The following is a 20,788-nucleotide window of genomic DNA, read 5'->3' as shown; positions in this document are numbered from 1 at the left end:
GTCAGCGGCAATCGCAAACTTTTACAACGCCGGGCGCGCGACGTTGCTGCGCGCCCGGCACTGTGCTGCAATGTGGGTGCGCTGGACTTCAGCGCGCCTTCAAAACCATTCCATCATGAAAAAAATCGTTGTTCTGGCAGTTGTCTCCCTGGCCTGCAGCATGGGCATGGCCGCAGGGGACAAGGCTCCCACGGCCCAGCAAAAGCTGATGGGCACCTGCAACACCGAAGCCACCGGCAAGAAAGGCGATGAACGCAAGGAGTTCATGAAGTCCTGCCTGTCCGACGGCAAGAAGCGCCAGCAGGAACGCATGAAGACCTGCAACGTGGACGCCACGGGCAAGAAGGGTGATGAGCGCAAGGCGTTCATGAGTGAATGCTTGAAAAAGGATTGACCCCCTGAGCGGCTGCGCCGCTTCCCCCTTCTCGCTTCGCGGAGGGGGACGACACCCTCGGTGCGGGGCGGCCCTTCCTCGGTGTCCCTCGTTTTGGAGGGCGCCAGTCGGATGGGTCTGGGGCCTGCCAAGCATTGCAAAAAGCCACCGTTTCGGTGGCTTTGCTGTTTGTGGGGTCAGTTGGCCGCTGTCGCGACCATTTTTCTTGCCCTGCGTTTGCGCCACCAGATGATGACGCCCGTGATCGACAGGACGGCGACGAGCACGCCGACGAAGGACATGAGCACGCGGCCGGGGGTGCCGAGGATGCGGCCGCTGTGCAGGGGCAGTTGCAGCTGGACGAAGACGTCGGCTGCGGTGCCGTGCCAGGGGCGGTAGGTGCCCAGGACTTCGCCGTTGTCCGAGCTGACGTAGATGTTGGACAGGCCCATGCCCATGGCGCCGGTTTCGTCGTGCGGGTCGAAGAAGGAGATGTTGTAGAACGGGAAGTCGCCGCCCCACCAGATGCCGCCTGCGGGCTGGGCGAAGCCCAGGCGCTTGGCCTCGCTCTGGGCGATGGCGATGGCCTGGGCGAACGAGACCTGGGGCACGAGGAGCGTGCCCTGGGGCGCGGGCTTGAGGGTTTCGTAGGGGCCGGGCGTGGTGGTGGAGACGGTGCTCATCACCGGGTAGAAGACTTCGCGGTACAGGTTCAGCGAGAACGAGGTGAAGGCCACGATGACGATGACGGCCCAGACCCACAGGCCGCCCGCGCGGTGCAGGTCGAAGTTGAGCTTGTAGGCGCCGCCGCCCCAGCGCACGCGCCATGAGGGCAGCCAGCGCCGCCACCACGATCCCACGGCCGCCGTCAGGCGCGGGGCGCTTTTCCTGAGCTTGACGGGAAAGGTCAGCAGCAGCGCGACAAAGCTGTCGGCCACCCACAGCAGGGCCAGGCTGCCCATGAACCAGTAGCCCCAGCGGTCCGTGCCCCAAAAGCGCGGGGCCAGCAGGCTTTCGTGCAGGTGGCGCAGCCAGGGCATGAGGTTGCGCTGGCTGAGCGCAAAGCTGCGCCCGTTGCGCTGGCCCGTGATGTGGCCGCTGACCGGGTCGACGAAGACCGTGTCATAGCCCAGCGCAGGCGCCTGGCCCGTGGCCGGGTCGGGCCGGGGGCGCACCATGAACATGGCGGCTTCGCCCTCGACCAGGCCCAGGGTCATGTAGCTGATCTCGGCGCGCGGCTCGCTGGCCTGCACGGCGGCGGCCAGCTCCAGCGGGGTCTTCAGCGGGCCGCGTGCCGGGGTCTCCAGCATGTCGGCGTTGAGCCATTCGTCGATTTCATGGTCCCAGGACAGCACGGCCCCGGTGAGGCCGGCCATGGTGAGGAAACCGGCCAGCACCAGGCCTATCCAGCGGTGCACCACCGTCCACAACGCGCGCATGCTTCAGATCGCTCCGGCTCAGAAGTCCACCGATGCGCTCAGCGAGAAGGTGCGCGGCATGGACTGCACCAGGTAGTTGGCGCCCGGGTAGCCGCCCACCGACGACCAGTAGCCCTTGTCGAACAGGTTGTCGATGCGCGCGCGCAGGGTCAGCAGGCGGTTGTTGCCGATGTCCATGAGATAACGCGCGCCGATGTCGGTGCGCGTCCACGAGGCCACCTTCAGCGTGTTGGCGCCGTTGGCGTACTGGCTGGAGGTGTGCATTACGCGCGCATTGAGGGCCAGGCCCGAGACGCCGGGCACATCCCAGTCCACGCCCAGGTTGAGCAGGCGCTTGGGCACGCCGATGGCGTAGTTGCCGATGGTGGTGGCATCGGCGGCCTCGCGGATCTTGGCTTCGCTGAAGGTCACGCCGCCCAGCACGCGCAGGCCCTTGACGGGTTCGCCGAAGACCGTGGCCTCCAGGCCGCTGTTGCGCTGCTTGCCGTACTGGCCGAAGACCTGGTTGGCCACATAGGCCGAAGGCATGTCCGTGGTGTACAGCGCCACCGTGGCGCCCAGCTGCTGGCCCTGCCACTTGAAGCCGATTTCCTTCTGGCGCGACTTGTAGGGCGCGAACACCTGGCCACCGTTGGACACGGGCAGGTCGTTGGCCGTCTGCGGCGCCACGGCGCCCTTGGTCAGGCCTTCGATGTAGTTGGCGTAGACCGAGGTGTTCTCGCTGGTCTTGAACACCAGGCCCAGCATGGGCGTGGTGGCCGACTTCTTGTAGTTGTCGGTCTGCGCGCCCGTGTTGTAGTCGTAGCTGCTTTGCTCGATGCTCTGGCGGCGCACGCCCACGGTCAGGCGCAGGCGCTCGTCCAGCATCGTCAGCGTGTCGCCGATGGCGAAGCTGTTGAGTTGGGTTTCGCCCACGCGCGTGGGATCGGCCAGGTTGCCGCCGAACAGCGTCATCGCCGGGCGTGCGCTGCTCCAGGGGTTGTAGATGTTGTTGACCACGCCAAAGCCCATGCCCCAGGCATTGCGCTCGGTGGCCGAGTAGGTGCTGGCCGTGGCCACCAGCTCGTGGCCCACGCTGCCCGTGGCCAGGCGCGTGCGTATGCCGACCTCGCCCGTGCCCACGCTGTCCTTGCGCTTGTTGTCGAAGCGCGTGCCCGTGGTGTCGCCAGCCGCATTGCTCACGGTCACGCCGCTGAGGGAGTTGTCTTCCTTGCCGCGGCGCAGGCCGCCTGCGGCCCAGGCCGTGGTGGTGTCGTTGATGTCCCATTCGGCGCGCAGCGTGGCGAACAGGTCGCGCTCGGTGGAGTACGACCAGTTCTGGCCGTAGTTGGTCTTGTTGTCGGGCACCGCCGGGATGAAGTTGCCCGGCGTCACGCTGGGGCGGCCGCCGTTGTAGCTGTTGCGCTGGTAGCCCACGTCGCCCGACAGGCGCACGTTGCGGCTGCGCCAGTCCAGGCCCACGCCCAGGGCGGTGAGCGAGCGGTCTTCGCCATCCACGCCCGTGCCGCCGTCGCGGCGCACGGCGTTCAGACGGATGCCGGTGCTCTGGTCAGGGCCGAAGCGGCGCGAGATGTCGGTGGAGACAAAGGCCTGGCCACCCGTCTGTATGCCGGCGCCCACGCGCGTCAGCGCTTCGTTGCCGGCGCGCTTGGGCAGCAGGCTGATGGTGCCGCCAATGCCGCTGCCGCCCGGTGCCGCGCCATTGAGGAAGGCGTTGGCGCCGCGCAGCACCTCCACGCGCTCGAAGAACTCCGAGGCAATGTACTGGCGCGGCAGCAGGCCGTACAGGCCGTTGTAGGCGATGTCGTCCGAGTACACCGGGAAGCCGCGCAGCACATACAGCTCCTGGAAGTTACCGAAGCCGCGCGCCTGGCGCACGCCCGGGTCGTTGAGCAGCACGTCGCCCACGCTCTTGGACTGGGTGTCTTCGATCAGCTGCTGCGTGTAGCTGGTGGTGGAGAAGGAGGAGTTCTTCCAGTCCAGCGTGCCCAGCACGCCGTTGCGCGCGCCCGTGGCCACCTGGCCGCCTGCGAAGGGCTTGGACAGGCCCTGGGCCGATGCGTCGGCACTGGCCTCCACCGTCACGGCCTCCAGCACGGTGTCGCCGCCCCGGGTCTGGGCAATCAGGGCCTGCTGGCTGCACAGGCAGAGAACGGCCAGGGAAATCGGGCGGATGGAGGGCATGAGGATGATATTGAGAATGATTTACAGAATCCGTTAGCTTACCAACCACGTTAGGGCGCTGCTATGAATTTTCTCAATCTGTTGCATCGAAGCAATCCTCCAAGTGATTGAATTCAAAGGCCCTTCGCAATAGTTTGTGCGCACTCCCCATAGCCACAATCTTCCAACGACCACGGAGATCCCTGCAGCTCGCGGCGCCCCGATGCATCTGGCGCCCTGCCGGCGCCCGTCCGTCGCATGGCGCTGGCCCGGCCCGCGTCCGGCAGCGACAGTCCTGTCCCATACAGGCCCGCAGAACCGGGCCGCACGCCAGGACACCGCCATGCAAATGACACCGCTGATCGCCATCCACATGAGTGCCGCCCTCGGGGCCACGGCCACGGGTGCCATCGCCTTGCTGGCACGCCGCCAGGCCGCCGTCCATCCTCGACTGCACCGCGCGGCCGGTTACGCCTTCGTCACGCTCATGGTCTGCGCGGCGGTGTCCGCCTGCTTCATCCGCGACTACCGCCTGCCCAACTGGGCCGGCTACACGCCCGTCCACCTGCTGGTGCCGCTGACCTTTGCCGGCCTGGGCCGCTCGTTCTGGCACCTGTACCACGGCAACATCGCCGGCCACCGCAAGATCATGCGCAGCGTCTACATCGGCGCCTGCGTCGTGGCGGGCCTGTTCACCCTGCTGCCCGGCCGCTACCTGGGCGACCTGCTGTGGCAGCAGCTGGGCCTGGCCTGACGCCGCTTTCCTTCCCCCCTGACGGAGAACTTCCCATGCGCACCCTCGATCCCCTCGATCCCTCTGCCCGCCACGACGACGATGCCCTGGAGCGCATGGCGCGCCGCCGCGCAGGCGCCAAGATGGGCTGGATGATCCACGCCAGCGTCTATGTGCTGGTCAACCTCGGGCTGGCGGCGCTGTCGCTGTCCCAGGGCAGGCACTGGGCCATCTTCCCGGCCCTGGGCTGGGGCCTGGGGCTGGCCATCCACGGGGCCGTGGTCTGGCTGGCCCTGCCGGGCAACGGCTGGCACGGGCGCATGGTGGAGCGTGAGCGGCAGGCGCTGCAGTCACGCCAGGACCGCGCCCGCTGAACGACGCCATGGGACTACCATTGCTCTCCATGCCCGACCTCGCATCCAACGCCCCATCCCAGCGGGCCGCACAGGGCCACATCGTGGAACGGACCACGCTGCTGCGCCACGGCATCGCAACGACCTCGGCCTGCGCCCTGATTGCCGCCGCATTCAGCCTGAGCAACCACGGCCGCTGGGATGTGAACCTCATCTACTCGCTGTCGATCGGCCTGACCAGCTGGCTCACCATCGAACTGGGCCGCTGGCGCCTGACGCGGGGCCAGGACATTCCCTGGCCCGGCGGCTGGCGCGGCGCCGCGCTGGTGGTGGCGGGCATCGTGACGGGCTTTGTGATCGGGTCGCTGATCGGCACGGCCTACAGGCAATGGGCCGATCCCGACGCCAGCACGGCCCTGATGCACCGGCTGTGGATACCGCTGGCCGTCACCATCGTCGCCAGCACGGTGATGTCGCTGGCCTTCTTCCTGCTGGGCTACTCGCGCCACCTGCAGATGCAGGCCGAGCAGGCCCGCCGCCAAGCGGCCGAGGCCAAACTCACCCTGCTGCAGGCCCAGCTGGAGCCGCACATGCTGTTCAACACCCTGGCCAACCTGCGCGTGCTGGTGGCCAGCGACCCGCAGCGCGCCCAGGCCATGCTGGACCATCTGATCGCCTACCTGCGCGCCACGCTGGGCGGCTCGCGCAGCACCGAGCATGCGCTGGGCGAAGAGTTTGCACGCCTGCGCGACTACCTGGCGCTGATGTCCATCCGCATGGGCCCGCGCCTGCAGTACACGCTGGACCTGCCCGAGGACTTGGCCCAGGTGCCCGTGCCGCCGCTGCTGCTGCAGCCCCTGGTGGAAAACTGCATACGCCACGGACTGGAGCCCAAGCTGGAAGGCGGGCATATCGCCGTGCGCGCGCGCCGCATGGACGGCGGCCCGTTGGAGCTGACCGTGGCCGACAACGGCATGGGCCTGGACACCGGAGCGCCCGCCCTGCCCGGCAGCCGCTTCGGCACGGCCCAGCTGCGCGAACGCCTGGCCAGCCGCTACGGCGACGCCGCACACTTCGAACTGGCCGCCCTGCCGGAAGGCGGCACTCTGGCACGCATCACCATTGCCAACGCTGATTGAAATGCACCTCTCCCCACGCGCCCTGATCGCCGAAGACGAACCCCTGCTGGCCGAGGACCTGCGCCAGGCCCTGGCCCGCGCCTGGCCCGAGTTGCAGATTGCCGCCATGGTGGGCGACGGCCTGAGTGCTGCCCGGCAGGCGCTGGCGCTGCAGCCCGATGTGCTGTTCTTCGACATCCGCATGCCGGGCCAAAGCGGCCTGGAGGCCGCCGCCGAACTGGCCGACGCCTGGCCAGAGGCGCAGCCGTTTCCCATCCTGGTCTTCGTGACCGCCTATGACCAGTACGCCATGGACGCCTTCGAGGCGCAGGCCGTGGACTACCTGCTCAAGCCCGTGCAGCCCGAGCGGCTGGCGCGCAGCGTGCAGCGCCTGCGCGAGCTGCTGGCCCAGCGCACGGTGGCCCCGGCCGGCGCTGCACTGGCGCAGGCGCTGGAGCAATTGCGGCACCTGGCCGGCGCCACGGCCCCCGCCGCCACCGCTACCGAGCCGCCGCTGCAGATGATCCAGGCCGGCGTGGGCACGCAGATCCAGATGGTGCCCGTGCACGACGTCGTCTACTTCGAGGCGGCCGACAAGTACGTGCGCGTGCTCACGGCCTCGCATGAGTACCTGGTGCGCACGCCGCTCAAGGAGCTGCTGCCCCGGCTGGACGCCGAGGAATTCTGGCAGGTGCACCGCGGCACGGTGGTGCGTGCGGCGGCCATTGCCAACGCCCAGCGCGACGAGGCCGGCCGGCTGTGGCTGCAGCTGCGCGAGCGAGCGGAAAAACTGGCCGTCAGCCGCCTCTACGCGCAGCGGTTCAAGGCGATGTAGGTGGCGATGTAGGTGGCGATGTAGACGCCGGCTCCGGTCAGCGCAGCGGCGGCTGATCGGGCAGGTCCAGCACGTCGTCCCAGGCCACGCCCTGCATCTCGTCCCAATGGGCGACGATCACGCAGCGGGGGCCATGCCCGGCCACGGGTGCAGATTGCTGGCCGGCCCGGTTCAGCCCCGCCAGCGTGCGCTGCACATGGTCGATCGATCCCCGGTCCAGCGCGGCCAGTGGCTCGTCGATCAGCAGCAGCGGCACGCCGCTGGCCCAGCCTGCCGCCATCCACAGCTTGCGCAGGCTGCCCGTGGACAGGGCCAGCAGGGGCTTGTGCAGGTGGGGCTCCAGCCCCAGGCCGTCGGCATGGGCCTGCCATGCCGCCTCGCTCCAGGCCGGGTACAACTGCCGCTGGGCCTGCACCCATTCCTGCGCGGGCCGGGCGCGCTCGGCATTGGACAGTTCGGCGCGCGGGTCGCGCCAGAACAGTGCGGGGCGCTGCGACGGGTCCGGCTGCTGTGGATACACCAGGCGCCCGGCCTGCAAGGGCAACTGGCCGGCCAGCATTTGCAGCAGGCTGGTCTTGCCGCAGCCCTCGCCGCCGCGCACCAGGCACAGGCCCACGGGCCAGTCGTGCGAGGCGCCATCCCACAGCAGCAGGCCCGGCTGCCCGAAGCGCAGGGCCTGCGCGCTCACCATCGGCGGCGCCATCGTTTGCTGTGCGGTGTCCATCTGAATGTCTTTCCGGTTCTGCGATGCGGACGATTGTGCACGCGGCACAATGCCGGGCTTTCCCTTTTCCCATCACGCAGGCGGACCCCAACATGACCCTCGACTACCTGGATTTCGACTACAGCGAAGACGACGAAGGCACGGGCTGCTGGGACGCCATGGCCAGCGTGCCCGCCACGCGCGTGCCGGCGCTGGCGGCCGAGGTGGAGCAATTGCTGGCCTGGGCACACCGCCGCTTCAAGGGCCGGCGCGGCCCCATCGAGGAAGGCGGCGACTGGGACTACGAGCTGCAGGCCCAGGACGACGGCGGCCAGCCGCTGGCCTGGCGCTTTGACGCAGCCACGGCGCGCCTGCAATCCGTGGCGGCGGGGGATGGCCGCACCACGGTGAACCTTTCGATCAGCGGCAGCGCGGCCTTCGGCGAAGCATTGCGCCAGGCCTTCGAGCTGCAGGACTGAACATCAGCGCGCGACAGCCTGCGGCCCCTGCACGGAGGCCGGCCCCAGCGGCTCCCAGCGCCCGGCCACGTTCTTGAGCAAGGTGTTGACGGCGGCCAGCCGCCGGTTGCGCACATCGATCAGGCTGCGCCGCGCAGACAGCACCGTGGTCTGGGCGCTGAGCACATTCAGATAGGCCACCGTGCCCGCGCGGTACTGGTTGTTGACGACATCCAGCGCCTTCTGCGCGGCGGCCACGGCCTCCACCTGCACCTGCTGCTCGCGCGCCAGGGCGGATGCGGTGACCAGGTTGTCCTCCACCTCCTGCAACGCCGTGAGCACGGTCTGGCGGTAGGTGGCAGCGGCCAGGTCCAGCGAGGCACGCGCCGACTCCACGGCCGCCGTGCGCGCGCCGCCGTCGAACAGCGCCAGCGCCAGCGACGGGCCCAGCGACCAGAACAGGTTGGGCGCACTCACCAGGTTGGACAGCGATGCACCCCGGTAGCCCGCCGTGGCCGACAACGTGAGCGCCGGGAAGAAGGCCGCGCGCGCCACGCCCACCTGGGCATTGGCGGCGGCCACGCGGCGTTCGGCCGCAGCAATGTCGGGGCGCTGCTCCAGCAGTTGGGACGACAGCATGGCCGGCACCTCGGGCGGCGGCGGCAGCTCGGCGCCGGCCTCCAGGCTGAAGGCCGCAGGCGGCAGGCCCAGCAGCGCGGCCAGGGCGTGCTCCAGCTGGGCGCGGCTGGTCTGCGCCTCGATGAGCTGGGCCTGGGTGCTTTTGTACTGCGCCTCGGCCTGGGCCACGTCGGCCGACGAGGCCACGCCCGCGCGGTAGCGGTTGTTGGTGAGCTTGAGGCTCTGCTCGTAGCCCTGCAGTGTTTCCTGCAGCAGCCGCACGCTGGCATCGGCCGCGCGCAGCGAGAAATAGGTCTGCGTGATCGATGCCTGGGCCGACAGGCGCGCGGCGGCCAGGTCGTCGCTGCTGGCCTGGGCGCTGGCCTGGCTGGCGCTGACCGTGCCCGACACGCGGCCCCACAGGTCCAGCTCCCAGCTGGCGTTCAGGCCCAGCGAGTAGTTGGTCGAGATGTTGCCGCTACTGCCGCTACTGCCGGTGTTGCCGCCCGTGCCTGATGCACCGGAGGCCCCGCCGCTGCGCGAGCGCGTGGCGCCGGCCGTGCTGCCCAGCGTGGGGAACAGCCCGGCCTGGCTGCTGGCCACGGCCGCCTGCGCGGCACGCAGGCGCGCGGCGGCCTGGGCAATGCTCTGGTTGCCGGTGGCGGCCTGCTGCTGCAGGCGGTTGAGCTGCTCGTCGCCGAACAGCTCCCACCAGTTGTCGGGCACTTGCGCACGCGACGGATCTGCGGGCCGCCAGATGCCGGCCTCGGCCGCCTCGGGCGTGGCTTCCTTGAACTGGGCCGGCACATCGAGTGCGGGGCGCTGGTAGGCGCTCTGCGTGGAGCAGCCGGCCAGCAGCGCGGCGGCCAGCCAGATCGCCGGGGTTTGGAGTGTCTTCAGCTGCATGGCCTTGGGCTTTCGGATTCGGTTCACTGGGGTGATGCGGCTGGCACAGGGGTGCCACGGTCCTTGCCCTGCACGCGGCCACGCAGGCCCATGACACGCTGGCGCAGCCTGTCCAGCAGCACATAGACCACGGGCGTGGTGTAGAGCGTGAGCAGCTGGCTCAGCATCAGGCCGCCCACGATGGCAATGCCCAGCGGCTGGCGCAGCTCGGCGCCATCGCCCCGGCCCAGGGCCAGCGGCAGTGCGCCGCAGATGGCCGCCAGGCTGGTCATGAGGATGGGGCGCAGCCGCAGCTCGCAGGCGCGGTAGATGGCCTGGGCCGCCGTGGCATGGCCGGCGCGCTGCCGCTCCAGCGCGAAGTCGATCATCATGATCGCGTTCTTCTTGACGATGCCGATCAGCAAAATCACCCCGATCAGCGCGATCAGCGAGAACTCCGTCTTGAACAGCATCAGCGCCATCAGCGCGCCCACGCCGGCCGAGGGCAGCGTGGACAGGATGGTCAGCGGGTGCACCAGGCTCTCATAGAGCACGCCCAGCACCAGGTAGATGGTGATGATGGCCGCCAGGATCAGCAGCGGCTGCCCCGACAGCGCCTGCTGGAAGGCCCCGGCCGTGCCGCTGAAGCTGCCGCGCACCGACACGGGCACGCCCAGCTCGGCCACGGCCGCGCGTATGGCGTCGCTGGCGTCCGACAGCGCCACGCCCTCGGCCAGGCTGAAGCTGATGGTGCTGGCCGGCGTGCCCCGGTCGTGGTTCACGGCCAGCGGCGTGTTGGTGGTGGTGATGCGCGCAAACGAGGTCAGCGGCACCTGCACGCCCTGGTTGTTCACGAAGAAGAAGCCGCGCAGCGTCTCGGGGCTTTGCAGGTAGCGGGGCGCGGCCTCCATCACCACGCGGTACTGGTTGAGCGGGTTGTAGATCACGCCCACCTGGCGCTGGCCGAAGGCGTTGTTGAGCGTGCCGTCGATCTGCGACACCGTCAGCCCCAGGCGCGTGGCCGCGTCGCGGTCGATCACCAGCGAGGTCTGCAGGCCGAAGTCAGAGACATCGCTGTTCACGTCCGTGAGCTGGGGCAGCTGCGACAGCACCTGGCGGATGCGCGGCTCCCAGGTGCGCAGGTCCTGGATGTCGTCGGCCTGCAATGTGTAGTCGTACGAGCCCGAGCTTTGCCGCCCGCCGATGCGGATATCGCTTTGCGTGACCATGAACAGCCGCGCCCCGGGCTCGTTCTTGAGCTTGTCGCGCAGGCGGTTGATCACCTCGTCGGAAGACACCTTGCGCTCGGCCAGCGGCTTGAGCGACATGAACATGTTGGCCGCATTGCGCTGGCCGCCGCCCGTGAAGCCCGTCACGTACTCCACGGCCGGGTCTTCCTGCACGATGGACAGGAAGCGCTTGAGCCGCTGCTCCATGGCCTGGTAGGAGGTGGACTGGTCGGCCCGGATGAAGCCCATCACGCGGCCCGTGTCCTGGCTGGGCATGAAACCCTTGTCGATGGCCATGTACAGGTGCACGTTCAGCGCCACCACGCCGGCCAGCACCAGCAGCACCAGCGGCTGGTGGCGCAGGCACCAGGCCAGGCTTGCGCGGTAGCCGGACATGGCACGCCGCTCGGCCCGGCCCACCCAGGCGCCGAAGCGGTCCCAGGCGCGCTGCAGGCCGTTGCGCGGCCGGCCCGGCTGCGGCACGCGCTGCGGCCGCAGCAGCGCCGCGCACATCATGGGCGTGGTGGTCAGCGACACCACCATCGAGATCAGAATGGCCGCCGACATCACCACCGCGAACTCGCGGAAGAACCGCCCCACGATGCCGCCCATGAACAGGATGGGCACGAACACCGCGATCAGCGACAGGCTCATGGACACCACGGTGAACCCGATCTCGCGCGCCCCGTCCAGCGCCGCGCGCAGCGCGGTCTTGCCGCGCTCCATGTGGCGCATCACGTTCTCCAGCACCACGATGGCATCGTCCACCACAAAGCCCGTGGCCACGGTCAGCGCCATCAGCGACAGGTTGTCCAGCGTATAGCCGGCCAGGTACATCACGCCGAACGTGCCCGCCAGCGACACCGGCACGGCCACGGCCGGAATCAGCGTGGCCCGGCCATTGCGCAGGAACAGGAACACCACCAGGATCACCAGCGCCACGGCGATCAACAGCGCCCGCTCCACCTCCACCACCGAGGCACGCAGCGTGGGCGTGCGGTCGGACACGATGGTCAGATCGATGGCCTCCGGAATGGACGCCTTGAGCTGCGGCAGCAAAGAGCGCACGCGCGCCACGGCCTCCAGGATGTTGGCATCGGGCTGCTTGAAGATCTGCAGCAGGATGGCGGGCTTGCCATTGGCCACGCCGTAGTTGCGCACGTCCTGCACCGAATCCGTGACATCGGCCACGTCCTGCAGCCGGATCGCATTGCCATTGCTCCAGCGCAGCACCAGCGGCGCATAGTCGGCCGCCACGCGCGCCTGGTCATTGGCGGTCACCTGCCAGTAATGGTCCTCGCGCTCCACCGCGCCCAGCGGCCGGTTGGCATTCGTGGCCGAAATGGCGGTACGCACCTGGTCCAGCGACACGCCATTGGCCGCCAGCTTCACCGGGTCCAGCTCCACGCGCACGGCCGGCAGCGCCCCGCCGCTGATGGACGCCTGGCCCACGCCCTCCACCTGCGAGAGCTTCTGCGCCAGCACGGTGGACGCCGCGTCATACATCTGCCCGCGCGTCAGCGCGCTGGACGTCAGCGCCAGGATCATGATCGGCGCATCGGCCGGATTCACCTTGCGATACGTCGGATTGCCCGGCATGCCCGAAGGCAGCAGCGTGCGCGCCGCATTGATGGCGGCCTGCACATCGCGCGCAGCGCTGTCCACCGTGCGCGACAGATCGAACTGCAGCGTGATGCGCGTACTGCCCAGGCTGGAGCTGGACGTGATCTCATTGACCCCCGCAATCGCCCCCAGCGCCCGCTCCAGCGGCGTCGCCACCGTCGCCGCCATCGTGTCGGGGCTTGCACCCGGCAGGCTGGCCGACACCGAAATCGTCGGATAGTCCACCTGCGGCAGCGGCGCCACCGGCAGCAGGAAATACGAAACCGCCCCCGCCAGCGCCAGGCCGATGGTCATCAGCATGGTGGCAATGGGCCGGAAGATGAACGGCGCCGAGAGATTGGAAAGCTGGCTCATGACCCACCCCCAAAAACCCCAGGCCGAGCGAAGCGATGGCCCGTCCCCCGGCCTTCCCCCCTCTGCCCACGCCTGCGTTGGGCGCGATGCGGGGTGGCAGCCCTGCCGAAGGACAGGGCTGCTTCGTCATCTGACTTGCCGCAGTTGTCTGAGCGGCGCGCGAAGCGCAAAGCGAGTTCTGCGGCACACCCCGCATCGTGCCCAACGCAGGTTGCCCGCAGCGAAGCGAAGGGTCGTGGGCAGTGGGGGCGCATTTCTTTGCCTACTTTCTTGCTGCGAGGCAAGAAAGTAGGTCGGCTGCCGGGCCGAGACCCGGCCAGCGGCGCCAGCCAAAAGCGCAGATCAAGCTCAAGCATGGGCCTGCTCCGAAGAAGCACCGCGACGATCCCGCCACCTCTGCGCCCACCCTTCAAAAGTCAGATAGATCACCGGCGTAGTGAACAGAGTCAGCAACTGACTCACCAGCAAGCCCCCCACCAACGTCACCCCCAACGGATGCCGCAACTCACTGCCCACCCCCGTCCCCAGCATCAACGGCAAGGCCCCCAGCAAAGCCGCCAGGGTCGTCATAAGAATAGGCCGGAACCGCAGCAGGCAGGCCTGGTAGATGGCCTCGCGCGGCGTGTGCCCCTCCTCGCGCTGCGCCTCCAGCGCGAAGTCGATCATCATGATCGCGTTCTTCTTGACGATGCCGATCAGCAGCACGATGCCGATGATGGCGATGATGTCCAGGTCCAGCCCCGCCAGCAGCAGGGCCAGCAGCGCGCCCACGCCGGCCGAGGGCAGCGTGGACAGGATGGTCACCGGGTGGATGGTGCTCTCATAGAGCACGCCCAGCACGATGTACATGGTGATCACCGCCGCCAGCACCAGCAGCAGCGTGTTGGACAGCGAGGCCTGGAAGGCCAGGGCCGCGCCCTGGAAGGCGGCATCCACCGACAGCGGCATATGGCCCTCGGTGCGCAACTGGGCCATCAGGTCCTGCACGGCCTTGACCGCATGGCCCAGCGACACGCCGGGCGCGGTGTTGAACGAGATGGTGGCGGCAGGCAGCTGGCCCACATGGTTCACGGCCAGGGCCATGGGCCGCTCGCTGACCGTGGCCACCGAAGACAGCGGCACGGGCGCGCCCGCGCTGGAGGCCACATAGATGGCCTGCAGCGACTCGGGCCCGATCTTGAACTGCGGCGCCACTTCCAGCACCACGCGGTACTGGTTGGACTGCGTGAAGATGGTGGAGATCAGCCGCTGGCCGAAGGCGTTGTACAGCGCCGTGTCGATGGCCGAGACCGTCACGCCCAGCCGGCTGGCCTGGGCCCGGTCGATCTGCACGAAGGCCTGCAGGCCCTGGTTCTGCAGGTCGCTGCCCACGTCCACCAGCTCGGGCAGGTCGTGCATGCGCTCGACCAGGGCCTGGGTGCTGGTGGTCAGCTGCGCCATGTCGGGCGAGGACATCAGCAGCTGGTACTGGGTGCGCGCCACGCGGTCCTCGATGGTCAGGTCCTGCACGGGCTGGGCGTACAGGCGTATGCCCGGGATCTGCAGCGCATCGTCGGACAGGCGGCGCAGCACGGCGGGCACGCCATCGCGCTGGCCGTGGGGCTTGAGGTCGATCAGCAGCCGGCCCGTGTTCAGCGTGGTGTTGCTGCCGTCGACGCCGATGAAGGACGAGATGCTCTGCACGGCCGGGTCCTTGAGCAGCAGCTCGGCCAGGGCCTGCTGGCGCTCGGCCATGGCGGCAAACGAGATGGACTGGTCGGCCTCGGTCGTAGCCTGGATGGTGCCCGTATCCTGGTCGGGGAAGAAGCCCTTGGGCACGGCAAAGTACAGCAGCACGGTCACGGCCAGCGTGGCCAGGAAGACGATCCAGGTCAGGCCCCGGCGGTCCAGCACCCAGGTGAGGATGCGGCCGTAGCCGGCAATGGTGCGGTCGAAGAAACGGCCCGTGGCGTGGTACAGGCGGCCATGCCGCTCTTCCTCGGCCCCTTCGGGCTGGTGGCGCAGCAGCCGCGCGCACAGCATGGGCGTGAGCGTCAGCGAGACCACGGCCGAGATCAGGATGGCCACCGCCATGGTGATGGCGAACTCGTGGAACAGCCGCCCCACCACGTCGCCCATGAACAGCAGCGGGATCAGCACGGCGATCAGCGAAATCGTCAGCGAGATGATGGTGAAGCCGATCTGCTTGGCGCCCTTGAGCGCGGCCTGCATGGGCGGCTCGCCCTTTTCCACGAAGCGCGCGATGTTCTCGATCATCACGATGGCATCGTCCACCACGAAGCCGGTGGAGATCGTCAGCGCCATCAGCGTGAGGTTGTTGATGGAAAAACCGGCCAGGTACATCACGCCGAAGGTGCCGATCAGCGACAGCGGCACGGCAAAGCTCGGTATCAGCGTGGCCGAGGCGCTGCGCAGGAAGACGAAGATCACCGCCACCACCAGGGCGATGGCCAGCATCAGTTCCAGCTGCATGTCGTTGACCGAGGCGCGGATGGTCACCGTGCGGTCGGTCAGCACCTGCACGTCCAGCGAGGCCGGCAGCGTCTCCTTGAGCTGGGGCAGCAGCGCCTTGATGCGGTCCACCGTCTCGATCACGTTGGCGCCGGGCTGGCGCCGGATGTTGAGGATCACGCCTGCGCGCGAGCCGCCCTCGGGCGTGCCGGCCCAGGCGGCCAGGCGCGTGTTCTCTGCATCGTCCACGGTCTGGGCGATGTCGGACAGGCGCACGGGCAGGCCGTTCTTGAAGGCGATGATGAGGTTGCGGTACTCGGCCGCCGACTGCAGCTGGTCGTTGGCATCGATGGTGGAGGCGCGCGCCGGGCCGTCGAAGCCGCCCTTGGCCTGCTTGACGTTGGCGGCGGCAATGGCGGTGCGCACATCGTCCAGCGTCATGCCCAGGCCGGCCAGCGCCGTCGGGTTGGCCTGGATGCGCACGGCAGGTCGGCGCCCGCCGGCAATCGCCACCAGGCCCACGCCGTTGACCTGCGAGAGCTTGGGCGCCAGGCGGTTTTCCACCAGGTCGTTGACGCGGATCACCGGCAGCGAGGGCGAGGTGATGGCCAGCGTGAGGATGGGCGCATCCGCCGGGTTGACCTTGCTGTACAGCGGGGGCATGGGCAGGTCGCTGGGCAACAGGTTGGAGCCCGCGTTGATGGCGGCCTGCACCTGCTGCTCGGCCACGTCCATGGCCATGTCCAGCGCAAAGCGCAGCGTGATCACCGAGGCGCCGCCCGAACTGGTGGACGACATCTGCGACAGCCCCGGCATCTGGCCGAGCTGGCGCTCCAGCGGCGCGGTGACGTTGGAGGTCATCACATCCGGGCTGGCGCCCGGGTACAGCGTGGTGACCTGGATGGTGGGGTAGTCCACCTCGGGCAGGGCCGAAATCGGCAACAGCCGGTAGGCCAGCAGGCCGGCGATCAGCACCGCCACCATCAGCAGCGATGTGGCGACGGGTCGCAGGATGAAGATGCGGGAAAGATTCATGGGGCCGCCTGGAAGGGCTTGCAGTCTTCAGGTGCCGGGGCGCTGCTCAGCGCCCGGCCGGAGCGGGAGCCGCCGGGGCAGCAGGCGCAGAGGGCGCGGCAGGCGTCGGGCCGGGCGAAGGCTGGGGCGATCCGGGCGACGGTGCCGGCGACCGGCCTGCGGGCGCGGAGCCTTCGGCCGCCGGCGCGGTCACGTTGCCGCCGTTGCCGCCACTGCCGCCACTGCCGCCACTGCCACCGTTACCCCCATTGCGCTGCCCACCGCGCTCGGCACGCAGCTTCTGCAGGTAGGCCTTGCGCTCGTCGGGGTTCATGGTCGCCAGCTTGGCGCGCACATCGGGTGGCAGGTTGCGCATGCCGCGCGGCTGGCCGGAGGCATCCTGCACGGCCTGGTCCACCTTCTGCACCTTGTCGGGCTCGATCACCGTGACCTTGGCGCCTTCGCGCAGGCGGTCAATGCCATCGACCACCACCTGCTCGCCGGGCTTGAGTTCGCCCTTCACGCTCACCCGGTCGCCATCAGTCACGCCCACGGCAATGCGCCGCTGCGTCACCGTGCCATCCTCCTGGACCAGGTAGACGTAGTTGTTCTGCACGGCCGTGGTCGGCACGGTCAGTGCCTGCTCCAGCCGGTCCACTTCCAGCTTGACGTTGACGAACTGGTTGGCGAACAGCCGGCCCTCGGCATTGTCGAAAGCGGCCTTGGCCTTGATGGTGCCGGTGGCGATGTCGATGCTGTTGTCCACCGCATTGAGGCGGCCGCGCCCCAGTTGCTGCTTCAGGTCACGGTCCCACAGTTCCACGGGCAGCTCGCGCCCCTCGGCCAGGCGCCGTGCCAGCGTGCCCACATGGGCCTCGGGCACGGAGAACACCGCATCGATGGGCTTGACCTGGGTGATGGTGACGATGCCGTTGGCATCCGAAGGATTGACCACATTGCCCCGGTCGGCCTGGCGCAGGCCCAGCCGGCCCGCAATGGGCGCCGTGATGCGCGTGTAGCTCAGTTGCAGCTTGGCCGCATCGGCCTGGGCCTGGTCGGCGGCCACCGTGCCCTGGTACTGGCGCACCAGCGCAGCCTGGGTATCGACCTGCTGGCCGGCAATGGAATCCTGGGCCTGCAGCTCCTTGTAGCGCTGCAGGTCCAGCTGGGCGTTCTTGAGCAGCGCCTGGTCGCGCTGCAGCGTGCCCTGGATCTGGTTGAAGCTGGCCTGGAAGCTGCGCGGATCGATCTCGGCCAGCAGCTGGCCGGCCTTGACCTCGTCGCCTTCCTTGAAATGCAGGCGCAGCAACTCGCCCGACACCTTGGCGCGCACCACGGCCGTGGCGCGCGGGTTCATGGTGCCGATGGCGCTGATCAGCACGCGCATGTCGCGCCGCTCCACCACGCCCACGGACACCGGCTGCGCCTGGGCACCCATGGCGCCGGGGCCGCCAGGCCCACCCGGCCCGCCGGGGCCGCGCCGGCCGCCTCCCGCACGCCCGCCACCCGGGCCGGGTGCACCGGCCGAGGCCTGCTCGCCCTGCGCCGGCGCCCGCTTGTTCCACCACCACAGCCCGCCCCCCGCCACCAGGGCCAGTGCCACCACGCCCCACATCAGGGCGGGCCGTACCCGGCCGCGCTGGCGTACGCCGTGGGCATCTGCAACAAAGGGGCTGCTTGACAGGCGTTTCATGGTCACTGCGGGAAGTCGTGGGAGGAAACCGTGGGTCCGGCCCCAGAACAGGGAACGGCGGCGGATGCGGCTATGGTAGCCAGTCCCATGCTCTCCAAAACGAGGCAGATCGCCGTTTTACGCAGGCATTACCCCCGCTTTACCCCGGCTTTACCCGCTCTGACATGGTCGTTTTCGGAACAGGTCGAGCACCCGTCGGCAGGGTCTCAGACAGGGCACGGCGCTCAAAACACTGTTGACCCAGGCACGGCCAATGCGGGGCGCATCAGCCCGAAAGTCCATTGAAAACAAGGCATTGCACCGCACCCCGGCGCGGCCCGCGCCTCGCCCCCCGTTGGACTGCCCCCCGCGCTTGTGGCTACGATGCGCGGCCGCAGGCCTGCAAGCGCAGGCCGCCATCCATCCGTCCCAGGAGAACACCATGACGACTGCCAACCCACGCCTGACCGACCACCCCGAAGAAGCCGCCGTGCGCGTGCCGCTGGAGCTGTACATGCGCGGCCATGCCGAGGACGACAGCGCCCACATGCGCGCCGCCTTCATGCCCACCGCCCGCATCGAAAGCGTGCGCGAAGGCCCGCTGACCTCCTGGGACATCGACACCTACTGCGCCCGCTTCAAGGGCCAGCCCGCCGCCGACGAGGCCACGCGCCGCCGCAGCATCGACGCCATCGACATCGGCGGCACGGCGGCCAGCGCCAAGATCACCCTGGTGCACGGTGCCATCACCTTCATCGACTACTTCGTGCTGCTCAAGACCGAGGCCGGCTGGAAGATTGCCAACAAGGCCTTCCATGCGGTGGTCTAACCCACCCCGCACACCAGCGGCGTGATGCCCTCGGGCCCGTCATCCTCCAGCGGCTGCGGGGGCTGGGCTGCGGCGAGCTTGCCTTCTTCCACGGTCATGCCGCGCGGCAGGGCCACGCCGTTCTTGGCGGCCAGGACCTCGGCCATGATGCTGACGGCGATTTCGGGAGGCGTCTTGCTGCCTATGTACAGGCCGATGGGGCCGCGCAGGCGCGCCAGTTGCGCGTCGCCCAGGCCGAAGTGCTCGCTCAGGCGCTGCAGGCGCAGGGCGGTGTTGCGGCGCGAGCCGATGGCGCCGACGTAGAAGGCCGGGGACTCCAGGGCTTCCATGAGGGCCAGGTCGTCGAGCTTGGGGTCGTGCGTGAGGCCAATGATGCAGGTGCGCGCATCGGCGCGCATGGTGCGCACGAGGTCGTCGGGCATCTCGCGCGACAGCTGCACGCCGGCCACGCTCCAGTGACGGCTGTATTCCTCGCGCGGGTCGCAGACGGTGACCGCAAAGCCGTTGAACAGCGCCATGGTGGCCAGGTATTCGGACAGTTGGCCTGCGCCGATGAGCAGCATGCGGTACTCGGGCCCGAAGCTGTTGGCGACCTGCTGCCCGGCATGCACCAGCGGCTCGGGCGCGTCGCTGACCTGCTGGGCGACCTGGCCCGTGGCCTTGTCCACGGTGCGCCGCACCATGCGGCCTTCGTCCAGCCATTGCACGAGTTGCTGCAGCGCAGCAGCGTCGGGATTGAATTCGAGCAGCAGCTCCAGCGTACCGCCGCAGGGCAGGCCGAAGCGGTGGGCCTCGTCGGCGCTGACGCCGTAGCGCAGCAGCCGGGGCGCGCCGTCGTGCAGGGCGTCGGCGTCCGAGGCATGGCTGTAGCGGGCGATCAGGTCGTCCTCGATGCAGCCGCCGGACACGGAGCCGACCACGGCGCCCGAGGCTCCCAGCGCCATGATGGAGCCGATGGGCCGGGGCGACGAGCCCCAGGTACGCACCACCGTGGCCAGCAGCGCGCGCTCGCCCTGAGCGCGCCATTGCGCGAGGTGGCGCAGAACATGAACATCCAGGTTTTCCATTGCAAATCTCCACGCCGGCACCTGGCTTGCCTGTGCAGCTGGGCGCCTGGCGTTTTTCGGCGGCTATTGTGCTGCGCCAGCGCGCATCGTTCAGGGTGGGTGGAAAAAGCCGTGGGTCGGCGCAAGGACTCAGTACCGAGAGAGCAGCCAGCCAGCCCCGAGGACGACGACGATGGCCAGCCCCCAGCACCACAGCGGGATGGCGCGGCGCGAGCGTTCCTCGGCCTCGGTGGCCGGTGCCGCATCCAGCGGAGTGGCCACGCCGGCTGCGGCGTCGTGCTCCCAGGCCTGGGCGTCCACGGTGGGCTCGATGTGACCGGTTTCATCGGCCAGGCCGGCAGGCAGGTGGGACAGGTCGGCGGTGTCGCCTGCATCGGCAGGCGCTGCCGGCGCGCGCGGGTGGCGCTGCTGCATCAGCGTGTCGAAGCGCGCGAAGAAGTCGTCGGCCATGTTGCGCGCGGCGCCGTCGATCAGCCGCTGGCCCAGCTGGGCGATCTTGCCGCCGACCTGGGCCTGCACGCTGTAGCTGAGCAGGCAACGCGGCTGGCCTGCGGCGTCATCGGGTTCGGGGGTGAGGGAGACGTCGGCCTCGCCCTTGCCGAAGCCGGCCACGCCGCCCTGGCCTTCAAAGGCGATGCGGTAGCGCTCGGGCGGCGTGATGTCGGACAGCGTGACCTTGCCGCTGAACTTGGCCGATACCGGCCCCACCTTGACCGCCATGCCCACGGCGTACTGGTCATCGCCCAGGGGTTCGAAGCGGTCGCAGCCGGCCAGGCAGGCCTTGAGCGTTTCGGGATCGTTGAGCGCCTCCCAGGCCTGCTGCTGGCTGACGGCAAGGGAACGGCTGGCTTGCATTTCCATGGCAATTCCT

The 20,788-nt window shown here is 69.0% G+C and carries 16 protein-coding genes; 7 read left to right on the top strand and 9 right to left on the bottom strand.

Features of this window, described 5'->3' with window-relative positions:
- The first annotated feature begins 115 nt into the window (after window positions 1-115).
- Complete coding sequence (locus ACUTR7_RS18940; RefSeq protein WP_043781210.1) at window positions 116-394, top strand: PsiF family protein; 279 nt, start codon at window positions 116-118, stop codon at window positions 392-394.
- Window positions 395-570: 176 nt separating this feature from the next.
- Here ACUTR7_RS18940 and ACUTR7_RS18935 read toward each other — a convergent pair whose 3' ends face one another.
- Both ACUTR7_RS18935 and ACUTR7_RS18930 read right to left on the bottom strand, forming a co-directional pair.
- Window positions 571-1,812 carry a PepSY-associated TM helix domain-containing protein gene (locus ACUTR7_RS18935; protein WP_445609530.1) on the bottom strand — a complete coding sequence of 414 codons (1,242 nt, stop codon included), beginning with the start codon at window positions 1,810-1,812 and terminating at the stop codon, window positions 571-573.
- A gap of 18 nt (window positions 1,813-1,830) precedes the next feature.
- Window positions 1,831-3,996 carry a TonB-dependent receptor gene (locus ACUTR7_RS18930; RefSeq protein WP_445609529.1) on the bottom strand — a complete coding sequence of 722 codons (2,166 nt, stop codon included), beginning with the start codon at window positions 3,994-3,996 and terminating at the stop codon, window positions 1,831-1,833.
- A 322-nt stretch (window positions 3,997-4,318) separates the two neighbouring features.
- Here ACUTR7_RS18930 and ACUTR7_RS18925 point away from each other — a divergent pair, with 322 nt between their 5' ends.
- The 4 genes from ACUTR7_RS18925 to ACUTR7_RS18910 are packed head-to-tail and all read left to right on the top strand — an operon-like array spanning window position 4,319 to window position 7,014.
- On the top strand, window positions 4,319-4,729 hold the full coding sequence (locus ACUTR7_RS18925; RefSeq protein WP_013803596.1) for a DUF2306 domain-containing protein: 411 nt from the start codon (window positions 4,319-4,321) through the stop codon (window positions 4,727-4,729).
- Window positions 4,730-4,764: 35 nt separating this feature from the next.
- Entirely contained in the window at window positions 4,765-5,082 is a 318-nt protein-coding gene (locus ACUTR7_RS18920) for a 2TM domain-containing protein (RefSeq protein WP_445609528.1), read from the top strand.
- 29 nt (window positions 5,083-5,111) lie between these two features.
- A complete protein-coding gene (locus ACUTR7_RS18915; protein ID WP_445609527.1) occupies window positions 5,112-6,200 on the top strand; it encodes a sensor histidine kinase in 1,089 nt (362 codons plus the stop codon).
- A 1-nt stretch (window position 6,201) separates the two neighbouring features.
- Window positions 6,202-7,014: a LytR/AlgR family response regulator transcription factor gene (locus ACUTR7_RS18910; RefSeq protein ID WP_445609526.1), complete on the top strand. Its 813-nt coding sequence runs from the start codon at window positions 6,202-6,204 to the stop codon at window positions 7,012-7,014.
- Between the two features lie 37 nt (window positions 7,015-7,051).
- On the opposite strand, the gene ACUTR7_RS18905 is transcribed toward ACUTR7_RS18910, so the two are convergent.
- Window positions 7,052-7,738, bottom strand: coding sequence for an ABC transporter ATP-binding protein (locus tag ACUTR7_RS18905; protein ID WP_445609525.1), 687 nt, complete (start codon window positions 7,736-7,738; stop codon window positions 7,052-7,054).
- A gap of 92 nt (window positions 7,739-7,830) precedes the next feature.
- Between ACUTR7_RS18905 and ACUTR7_RS18900 the strand changes: the two genes are divergently transcribed.
- Entirely contained in the window at window positions 7,831-8,196 is a 366-nt protein-coding gene (locus tag ACUTR7_RS18900) for a hypothetical protein (protein ID WP_012204183.1), read from the top strand.
- 3 nt (window positions 8,197-8,199) lie between these two features.
- On the opposite strand, the gene ACUTR7_RS18895 is transcribed toward ACUTR7_RS18900, so the two are convergent.
- From ACUTR7_RS18895 to ACUTR7_RS18880, 4 genes are all read right to left on the bottom strand, one after another.
- Window positions 8,200-9,699 (bottom strand): efflux transporter outer membrane subunit, encoded by a 1,500-nt coding sequence (locus ACUTR7_RS18895; protein WP_445609524.1) that lies wholly within the window; start codon window positions 9,697-9,699, stop codon window positions 8,200-8,202.
- A gap of 23 nt (window positions 9,700-9,722) precedes the next feature.
- On the bottom strand, window positions 9,723-12,884 hold the full coding sequence (locus ACUTR7_RS18890; RefSeq protein ID WP_063326866.1) for a multidrug efflux RND transporter permease subunit: 3,162 nt from the start codon (window positions 12,882-12,884) through the stop codon (window positions 9,723-9,725).
- Window positions 12,885-13,232: 348 nt separating this feature from the next.
- On the bottom strand, window positions 13,233-16,370 hold the full coding sequence (locus tag ACUTR7_RS18885) for an MdtB/MuxB family multidrug efflux RND transporter permease subunit (protein ID WP_099752847.1): 3,138 nt from the start codon (window positions 16,368-16,370) through the stop codon (window positions 13,233-13,235).
- A gap of 46 nt (window positions 16,371-16,416) precedes the next feature.
- Complete coding sequence (locus ACUTR7_RS18880; protein ID WP_445609523.1) at window positions 16,417-18,042, bottom strand: efflux RND transporter periplasmic adaptor subunit; 1,626 nt, start codon at window positions 18,040-18,042, stop codon at window positions 16,417-16,419.
- Between the two features lie 421 nt (window positions 18,043-18,463).
- Here ACUTR7_RS18880 and ACUTR7_RS18875 point away from each other — a divergent pair, with 421 nt between their 5' ends.
- Complete coding sequence (locus ACUTR7_RS18875) at window positions 18,464-18,850, top strand: nuclear transport factor 2 family protein (RefSeq protein ID WP_096915601.1); 387 nt, start codon at window positions 18,464-18,466, stop codon at window positions 18,848-18,850.
- Here the strand turns inward: ACUTR7_RS18875 and ACUTR7_RS18870 are convergent.
- Complete coding sequence (locus ACUTR7_RS18870; protein WP_445609522.1) at window positions 18,847-19,917, bottom strand: XdhC family protein; 1,071 nt, start codon at window positions 19,915-19,917, stop codon at window positions 18,847-18,849. The genes ACUTR7_RS18875 and ACUTR7_RS18870 overlap by 4 nt on opposite strands.
- Before the next feature lie 129 nt (window positions 19,918-20,046).
- Window positions 20,047-20,778: a CoxG family protein gene (locus tag ACUTR7_RS18865; RefSeq protein WP_445609521.1), complete on the bottom strand. Its 732-nt coding sequence runs from the start codon at window positions 20,776-20,778 to the stop codon at window positions 20,047-20,049.
- Window positions 20,779-20,788 lie beyond the last annotated feature (10 nt).

It is taken from the genome of Delftia sp. NA_296.1, assembly GCF_052692095.1.
The sequence above is the reverse complement of the archived record's forward strand: the minus strand, read 5'-3'. Positions and strand labels throughout refer to the sequence as shown.

Coding starts and splice junctions, on each gene's coding strand:
- ACUTR7_RS18940 (WP_043781210.1), top strand. CDS start 116: ATGAAAAAAATCGTTGTTCTGGCAGTTGTCTCCCTGGCCTGCAGCATG.
- ACUTR7_RS18935 (WP_445609530.1), bottom strand. CDS start 1,812: ATGCGCGCGTTGTGGACGGTGGTGCACCGCTGGATAGGCCTGGTGCTG.
- ACUTR7_RS18930 (WP_445609529.1), bottom strand. CDS start 3,996: ATGCCCTCCATCCGCCCGATTTCCCTGGCCGTTCTCTGCCTGTGCAGC.
- ACUTR7_RS18925 (WP_013803596.1), top strand. CDS start 4,319: ATGCAAATGACACCGCTGATCGCCATCCACATGAGTGCCGCCCTCGGG.
- ACUTR7_RS18920 (WP_445609528.1), top strand. CDS start 4,765: ATGCGCACCCTCGATCCCCTCGATCCCTCTGCCCGCCACGACGACGAT.
- ACUTR7_RS18915 (WP_445609527.1), top strand. CDS start 5,112: ATGCCCGACCTCGCATCCAACGCCCCATCCCAGCGGGCCGCACAGGGC.
- ACUTR7_RS18910 (WP_445609526.1), top strand. CDS start 6,202: ATGCACCTCTCCCCACGCGCCCTGATCGCCGAAGACGAACCCCTGCTG.
- ACUTR7_RS18905 (WP_445609525.1), bottom strand. CDS start 7,738: ATGGACACCGCACAGCAAACGATGGCGCCGCCGATGGTGAGCGCGCAG.
- ACUTR7_RS18900 (WP_012204183.1), top strand. CDS start 7,831: ATGACCCTCGACTACCTGGATTTCGACTACAGCGAAGACGACGAAGGC.
- ACUTR7_RS18895 (WP_445609524.1), bottom strand. CDS start 9,699: ATGCAGCTGAAGACACTCCAAACCCCGGCGATCTGGCTGGCCGCCGCG.
- ACUTR7_RS18890 (WP_063326866.1), bottom strand. CDS start 12,884: ATGAGCCAGCTTTCCAATCTCTCGGCGCCGTTCATCTTCCGGCCCATT.
- ACUTR7_RS18885 (WP_099752847.1), bottom strand. CDS start 16,370: ATGAATCTTTCCCGCATCTTCATCCTGCGACCCGTCGCCACATCGCTG.
- ACUTR7_RS18880 (WP_445609523.1), bottom strand. CDS start 18,042: ATGAAACGCCTGTCAAGCAGCCCCTTTGTTGCAGATGCCCACGGCGTA.
- ACUTR7_RS18875 (WP_096915601.1), top strand. CDS start 18,464: ATGACGACTGCCAACCCACGCCTGACCGACCACCCCGAAGAAGCCGCC.
- ACUTR7_RS18870 (WP_445609522.1), bottom strand. CDS start 19,917: ATGGAAAACCTGGATGTTCATGTTCTGCGCCACCTCGCGCAATGGCGC.
- ACUTR7_RS18865 (WP_445609521.1), bottom strand. CDS start 20,778: ATGGAAATGCAAGCCAGCCGTTCCCTTGCCGTCAGCCAGCAGCAGGCC.